Below are 7021 nucleotides of genomic sequence, written 5' to 3'. Positions count from 1 at the left end.
TCCGCACCCGACGAACAACCCCCGGGGTCGAAGGGGCGGAGCCCCTGGGGATGGGACGGGTAGGGGCGGCGGGGGCGAAATCCGCCCGGAGGCTCAGTCCGTCGTCACGCGAACCGAAGGCAACCCCATGACAACCAACACCGAACGACTCCTCAGCGACCTGCGCCGGGACCTGCGCGAAGGCGGGCTGTACGGCTCGTTCCTCGTCCGGGACCTGGAGACGGGGGACGAGATCGGGATCGACCCCGACGTCGAGCTGCCCGTCGCCTCCCTCGTGAAGATCCCGCTCGCCCTGGTGACCCTGGAACGCGTCCGACGCGCAGAACTCGACGGCGCCCAGACGATCGAGGTGCCGCCGGGCCGGATCACCACCCCCGGCCCGACCGGAGTGAGCCGCTTCCGACACCCGGCCCACATCGCCGTCGAGGACCTGATCTACCTCAGCACCTGCATCAGCGACAACAGCGCGGCCGACGCCCTCTTCGCCCTCACCCCGCCCGACCAGGTCGGCGCGGTCCTGCACGAGCTGGGGCTGCGCGGCATCGCCGTACGGCACACCATGCGCGAGCTGATGGAGACACCGGTGGAGCGTTTCGACCCGGCGGACGTGCACCTGGCACACGCCCTCGCGATCGACGCCGGCACCCCGGGCCGCGGTCACCGGGTCCCCCAGCTCGACATCTCACGCGCCAACACCGGCACGGCCCGGGCCTTCGTCGATCTCCTCCAAGCCCTCTGGCGTCCCGGCGCCACCGAGCCCTCGGCGGTCCACCCCGACGTCGCCGCACAGGTACGCGGCTTCATGGCCAACAACCTCGTACGCAACCGCCTCGCCCCGGACTTCGACTCCGACGCCTCCACCTGGTCGTCCAAGACCGGCATGCTGCTCAACCTGCGCCACGAGGTCGGTGTCGTCGAACACGCCGACGGCCAGAGCTACGCCATCGCCGTGCTGACCGAGTCCCGGGTGGCCGCGGGCCGCCAGCCGGGCGCCGACGCCCTCATGGGCCAGGTCGCCCGGCGCCTGCGCGACGAACTCCGTTCGAGATGGATCCGGTTCTAGGCCGACAGGCCCTAGCGGGCCGTGACCGCCAGCTTCGCCCCCAGCGCCAGGAACGACCCGGCGAAGCCCCGCCGCAGCCAGGTCATCACCCGGGGCCGGGAGGTGACATGACTGCGGACGGACGCCGCGAGGACGCCGTACGCCGTGAAGACCACGAACGTCACCAGCATGAACACCCCGCTGAGCGCCAGCATGCGCGGCAGGGCGTGCGCCTCGCCGGGGTTCACGAACTGGGGCAGGAACGCGAAGAAGAAGATCGTCAGCTTCGGGTTGAGGAGGTTGACCAGAACGCCCCGTACGACCACCCGCCCGGCCGGGACCGGCGCGGCCCCCTCCCCCTCGTCCACCGCGAGCGCCGCCTTGTCGTTGAGCGTGGCCCAGGCCATGTACAGGAGGTAGGCGACCCCGGCGTACTTGAGGATCTGGAACGCCGTGGCGCTGGCGTGCAGCAGGGCGGCGACCCCGGTGACGGTGGCCAGCATGTGCGGCACGATCCCGAGCGTGCAGCCGAGGGCAGCGACGACACTCGCGCGCCGGCCGCGGGAGAGCCCGGCGGCGAGGGTGTAGACGACGCCGGTGCCGGGAGTGGCGACGACGACGAGGGTGGTCAACAGGAATGCGATGCTCATGCGGCCCAGCCTGGGCGCGCGGCGGCCCCGGACACAGGGCCAATGCGATGCCGGTATCCGGGGCCAATGACGAGTGACGACGGAGCTCTCAGGTCAGGCGGGCGCGGGCAGCGCGGCCCGCTCGGACTCGGCGCGCAGCACGCAGAACTCGTTGCCTTCCGGGTCGGCGAGAACGGCCCAGCCGCGGCCGTCGGGTTCACGGCGGTCGGCGACCAGGGAGGCGCCCAGCCCAAGGAGCCGCTCGACCTCCTCGTCCCGTGTCGTGTCGGGGCGCAGGCACAGATGGAGCCGGTTCTTGGTCGTCTTGGGCTCCGGGACCTGGTTGAAGTACAGGGTGGGACCGCCGGGCAGCGTGATCGCGGTCTCCTCGTCGCCGGGCCCGTCCTCGGCATCGACGGGGTGCCCGGTCACCTCCGCCCAGAAGCACGCCAGTTGGTAGGCGTCCGCACAGTCGATCGCGATGTTCGTCACCGTTGAGGCCATGGGCACGATCTTTCCCGGACGACGCCCGGTCCGCCACGCGAAAAGCTGACGGGAGACGTGATGTCTCCCGTCAGCCTCAGCTCACGAACAGGCCCTGACTAGGCGCCGATCAGCCGGCTGGCCAGGTAGCCCTCGATCTGGTCGAGCGACACCCGCTCCTGCTTCATCGAGTCCCGCTCACGCACGGTCACGGCGTTGTCGTCCAGCGTGTCGAAGTCGACCGTGACGCAGAACGGCGTACCGATCTCGTCCTGGCGGCGGTAACGGCGGCCGATCGCGCCGGCGTCGTCGAACTCGATGTTCCAGTTCTGGCGCAGCGCCTGGGCGAGGCCCTTGGCCTTCGGGGAGAGCTCCGGGTTGCGGGAGAGCGGAAGGACGGCCACCTTCACCGGCGCCAGCCGGTGGTCGAGCCGCAGCACGGTCCGCTTCTCCATCTTGCCCTTGGCGTTCGGCGCCTCGTCCTCGACGTACGCGTCGAGCAGGAAGGCCAGCATCGCGCGGCCGACACCGGCCGCCGGCTCGATGACGTACGGCGTCCAGCGCTCGCCGGCCTCCTGGTCGAAGTAGGAGAGGTCCTGGCCGGAGGCCTTGGAGTGGGCGCCGAGGTCGTAGTCGGTGCGGTTGGCGACACCCTCCAGCTCGCCCCACTCGTTGCCGCCGAACTGGAAGCGGTACTCGATGTCAGCGGTGCGCTTGGAGTAGTGGGAGAGCTTCTCCTTGGGGTGCTCGTACCACCGCATGTTCTCCTCGCGCAGGCCCAGGCCGGTGTACCAGTTCCAGCGCTGCTCCATCCAGTACTCCTGCCACTTCTCGTCCTCGCCCGGCTTGACGAAGAACTCCATCTCCATCTGCTCGAACTCGCGGGTGCGGAAGATGAAGTTGCCGGGCGTGATCTCGTTGCGGAAGGACTTGCCCATCTGCGCGATGCCGAATGGCGGCTTGCGGCGCGAAGTGGTCTGCACCTGGGCGAAGTTGGTGAAGATGCCCTGGGCGGTCTCGGGGCGCAGATAGGCGATGGAGCCGCTGTCCTGCGTCGGGCCGAGGTGGGTGGAGAGCAGACCCGAGAACTGCTTGGGCTCGGTGAACTGGCCCTTGTTGCCGCAGTTGGGGCAGTTGACGTCGGCGAGGCCGTTCTCCGGGAGGTGGCCCTTCTTCGCCTCGTACGCCTCCTCCAGGTGGTCGGCGCGGAAGCGCTTGTGACAGGAGGTGCACTCGGTGAGCGGGTCGGTGAAGGTGGCCACGTGACCGGAGGCGACCCAGACCTCGGGGGCAAGGATGACGGACGAGTCGATACCGACGACGTCCTCGCGCGACGTCACCATGTAGCGCCACCACTGGCGCTTCAGGTTCTCCTTGAGCTCGACACCCAGCGGTCCGTAGTCCCAGGCGGCGCGCTGGCCGCCGTAGATCTCACTGCAGGGGAATACGAAGCCACGGCGCTTGCTCAGGCTGACGATGGTGTCGATCTTGTCGGCGGCCACGGTGCTCTCTTCATTACGACGACGGGCGACGAAGCGAGGCGCTTCACAGCGAATGCTTCAGGGTACCGGCGGGGGATCCCCCTCAACCAAATCGGTTGCCCTCTGTGGACCGCTCATCACGCTTGTTGACAATCGTTTCCACTACGGCTGAAAATGACTGTCATGAACGTACGACGAAAGCACATATCCGGGATCGCCCTCGCCGCCGTCACCGCCCTCGGTGCCGGCACCCTCTCCGCGTGCTCCTCGGACAGCGCGGCCGCGGGCAACACGGACAAGTTCGACGTCGTCGCGTCGTTCTACCCCATGGCCTTCCTCGCCGAGCAGATCGGCGGCGACCATGTGAACGTCTCCAGTCTGACCGAACCCGGCCAGGAGCCGCACGACCTGGAGATCAGCGCGAAGCAGCGGGCACAGCTGGAGGAGTCCGACGCCGCCCTCTACCTCAAGGGTCTGCAGCCCTCCGTCGACGAGACCGTCGAGCAGTCGGGCCTCAAGACGAAGATCGACGCCGCCACGCTGACCAAGCTGGAGGACCACGGCGCGGTCGAGGACAGTCACGGGCACGGCGGCGAGGAGGAGCACTCCGAGGAGGAGGAGCACGCCCTCGACCCGCACGTCTGGCTCGACCCGGTGAAGTACGCCGAGATCGCCAACGGCGTCGGCGCCGCCTTCGAGAAGGCGGACCCGGACAACGCGGCCGACTACAAGAAGAACACCGCCGCGCTGGTCAAGAAGCTCGGCGAGCTGAACACCGAGTTCGCGGACGGGCTCAAGGACACCAAGTCCAAGGTCTTCTTCACCAACCACGCCGCCTTCGGCTACCTCGCCGAGCGCTACGGTCTCACCCAGGAGGCCATCTCCGGCCTCGACCCGGAGAGCGAGCCCAGCCCGGCCCGGATCAAGGAGCTCCAGGAGGAGGCCAAGGCCGACGGCGTGACCACCGTCTTCTACGAGACACTCGTGTCCGACAAGACCGCGAAGACCCTCGCCGACGACGCGGGCCTGAAGACGGATGTCCTCGACCCGCTCGAGGGCATCACCGACAAGTCCAAGGGCGACGACTACATCGCGGTCATGCAGGCGAACCTCACGGCCCTGAAGACGGCTCTGGGAGCCAAGTGATCGACCCCATGGAGGACGGCATGACCGAGCCCGTCATATCGCTGCGCGGCGTCCGCGCCGAGCTGGGCTCGCGCCCCGTCCTGCGCGGCATCGACCTCACCGTGCGCCGCGGTGAGGTCGTCGCGCTGCTCGGCGCCAACGGCTCGGGCAAGTCGACCGCGGTGCGCACCGTCATCGGCCAGGTGCCGGTCAGCGCCGGCGAGATCGAGCTGTTCGGCACGGACCGGCGCCGGTTCCGCGACTGGGCGCGGGTGGGCTACGTCCCGCAGCGCACGACGGCCGCGGGCGGCGTGCCCGCCACGGTCGGCGAGGTCGTCTCCGCGGGCCGGCTGTCCCGCACCCGCTTCGGCGTCTTCCGCAAGGCCGACCACGCGGCCGTACGGCACGCCCTGGAGCTGGTCGGCATGGCGGACCGTGTGAAGGACTCGGTGGGCGCCCTCTCCGGCGGCCAGCACCAGCGCGTACTGATCGCCCGCGCGCTCGCCTCCCAGCCCGAGCTGCTGATCATGGACGAGCCGATGGCGGGCGTGGACCTGGCCAGCCAGGAGGTGCTCGCGCAGACGCTGCGGGAGCAGGTCGCGGCCGGCTCGACGGTGCTGCTCGTGCTCCACGAACTCGGGCCGCTGGAGCCCCTGATCGACCGGGCGGTGGTGCTCCGCGACGGCTGCGTCCTGCACGACGGCCCGCCCCCGAAGGCCGTCGGCCAGCACGCGCTGCCCGGCCACGACCACGTACACCCGCACGCGGCGCCGGACGCCGAACCGATCCGCACGGGACTGCTGAGCTGATGGACTTCCTCAACTACGACTTCATGCAGCGGGCGCTGCTCGCCGCGGTCCTGGTGGGCATCACGGCCCCCGCCGTGGGCATCTACCTCGTCCAGCGCCGCCAGGCCCTGATGGGCGACGGCATCGGCCACGTGGCGATGACGGGCGTGGGCCTCGGTTTTCTCCTCTCCTGGTCCCCGGTGTGGATGGCGACACTGGTGTCGGTGCTCGGCGCCATCGCCATGGAACTGATCCGCTGGTACGGCAGGATGCGCGGCGACCTCGCGCTCGCGATGCTCTTCTACGGCGGCATGGCCGGCGGCGTGATGCTGATCAACCTCGCCCCGAACGGCTCGAACGCCAACCTGACGTCGTACCTCTTCGGCTCCCTGTCCACGGTCAGCGAGTCGGACGTGACGGCGATCATCCTGCTGGCGGCCTTCGTGGTCCTGGTCACTCTCGGCCTGCGCCGCCAGCTGTTCGCGGTGAGCCAGGACGAGGAGTTCGCGAGGGTGACGGGCCTGCCGGTCCGCGCCCTGAACCTGCTGACGGCGATCACGGCTGCGGTGACGGTCACGGTCGCGATGCGCGTGGTCGGCCTGCTGCTGGTGAGCGCGCTGATGGTGGTACCGGTGGCGGCCGCTCAGCAGCTGACGCGGAGCTTCGCCGCGACGTTCGCCATCGCGGTCGGGATCGGCGTGACGGTGACCATCGGCGGCACGGTGACCTCGTACTACCAGGACGTGCCGCCCGGCGCGACGATCGTTCTGCTGACCATCGGCGCGTTCATCGCGCTGACCGCGCTCGCGGCCCCGCTGGCCCGGCGCAGGGCCCGTGCCCTGGCCGCCGCGCAGCCCTCCGGTGACCCGGCGGAGTGTGCGATTCCGGCCAGCCGGGAAGCCGCGGGGAAGGTCGGCGCCTGACCGCTGACGGTCCGGGCTGGCACAATGGCCCGGCAAGTGCAGACGTGAGGAGGCAACCGGTGACAGTCGCTGGACCGCCCGTAAAGGGCCGCGCGACTCGACAGCGGGCCGCCGTGGCGGCGGCCCTTGACGAGGTCGACGAGTTCCGCAGCGCGCAGGAACTCCACGACATGCTCAAGCACAAGGGCGACTCGGTCGGGCTCACCACGGTCTACCGCACCCTGCAGTCCCTCGCCGACGCCGGTGAGGTCGACGTCCTGCGCACCGCCGACGGCGAGTCCGTCTACCGCCGCTGCTCCACCGGCGAACACCACCACCACCTCGTCTGCCGCGTCTGCGGCAAGGCCGTCGAGGTCGAGGGCCCGGCGGTCGAAAAATGGGCGGACGCCATCGCAGCGGAACACGGCTTCGTGAACGTGGCCCACACGGTGGAGATCTTCGGCACCTGCGCGGACTGCGCATCAACCTGACCATTCCCTCGCCCCCGCCGCCCCTACCCGTCCCATCCCCAGGGGCTCCGCCCCTTCGACCCCGGGGGGTCGTTCTTCGG

At 69.9% G+C, this 7021-nt stretch carries 8 protein-coding genes; 5 read left to right on the top strand and 3 right to left on the bottom strand.

All coding sequences use genetic code 11. The annotated features are described in order from the left end of the window. The first annotated feature begins 127 nt into the window (after positions 1–127). Positions 128–1063: a serine hydrolase gene (locus L0P92_RS40145; RefSeq protein WP_234768072.1), complete on the top strand. Its 936-nt coding sequence runs from the start codon at positions 128–130 to the stop codon at positions 1061–1063. 11 nt (positions 1064–1074) lie between these two features. On the opposite strand, the gene L0P92_RS40140 is transcribed toward L0P92_RS40145, so the two are convergent. From L0P92_RS40140 to L0P92_RS40130, 3 genes are all read right to left on the bottom strand, one after another. Continuing rightward, complete coding sequence (locus L0P92_RS40140; RefSeq protein ID WP_234768071.1) at positions 1075–1692, bottom strand: LysE family translocator; 618 nt, start codon at positions 1690–1692, stop codon at positions 1075–1077. Positions 1693–1785: 93 nt separating this feature from the next. Beyond that, the gene (locus tag L0P92_RS40135) at positions 1786–2175 is read right to left on the bottom strand and encodes a VOC family protein (RefSeq protein ID WP_234768070.1); all 390 of its coding nucleotides are present in this window, start codon (positions 2173–2175) and stop codon (positions 1786–1788) included. A 98-nt stretch (positions 2176–2273) separates the two neighbouring features. Beyond that, positions 2274–3656, bottom strand: coding sequence for a glycine--tRNA ligase (locus tag L0P92_RS40130; protein WP_234768069.1), 1383 nt, complete (start codon positions 3654–3656; stop codon positions 2274–2276). 162 nt (positions 3657–3818) lie between these two features. On the opposite strand from L0P92_RS40130, the gene L0P92_RS40125 reads away from it, so the two are divergent. Genes L0P92_RS40125 through L0P92_RS40110 form a run of 4 tightly spaced genes read left to right on the top strand, consistent with a single transcriptional unit; the run spans position 3819 to position 6941 of the window. Then, complete coding sequence (locus L0P92_RS40125) at positions 3819–4781, top strand: metal ABC transporter solute-binding protein, Zn/Mn family (RefSeq protein WP_234768068.1); 963 nt, start codon at positions 3819–3821, stop codon at positions 4779–4781. Positions 4782–4801: 20 nt separating this feature from the next. Continuing rightward, positions 4802–5569, top strand: a complete 768-nt coding sequence (locus L0P92_RS40120; RefSeq protein WP_234768067.1) for a metal ABC transporter ATP-binding protein — start codon at positions 4802–4804, stop codon at positions 5567–5569. Next, positions 5569–6471 carry a metal ABC transporter permease gene (locus L0P92_RS40115; protein ID WP_234768066.1) on the top strand — a complete coding sequence of 301 codons (903 nt, stop codon included), beginning with the start codon at positions 5569–5571 and terminating at the stop codon, positions 6469–6471. Before L0P92_RS40120 ends, L0P92_RS40115 begins: the two co-directional genes overlap by 1 nt. Before the next feature lie 59 nt (positions 6472–6530). Continuing rightward, entirely contained in the window at positions 6531–6941 is a 411-nt protein-coding gene (locus L0P92_RS40110) for a Fur family transcriptional regulator (protein ID WP_234768065.1), read from the top strand. Positions 6942–7021 lie beyond the last annotated feature (80 nt).

It is taken from the genome of Streptomyces muensis (assembly GCF_021474425.1).
GTDB classification, from domain to species: Bacteria; Actinomycetota; Actinomycetes; order Streptomycetales; family Streptomycetaceae; genus Streptomyces; species Streptomyces muensis.
Note: the sequence above shows the minus strand (reverse complement) of the source record. Positions and strands in the feature narration are given on the sequence as shown.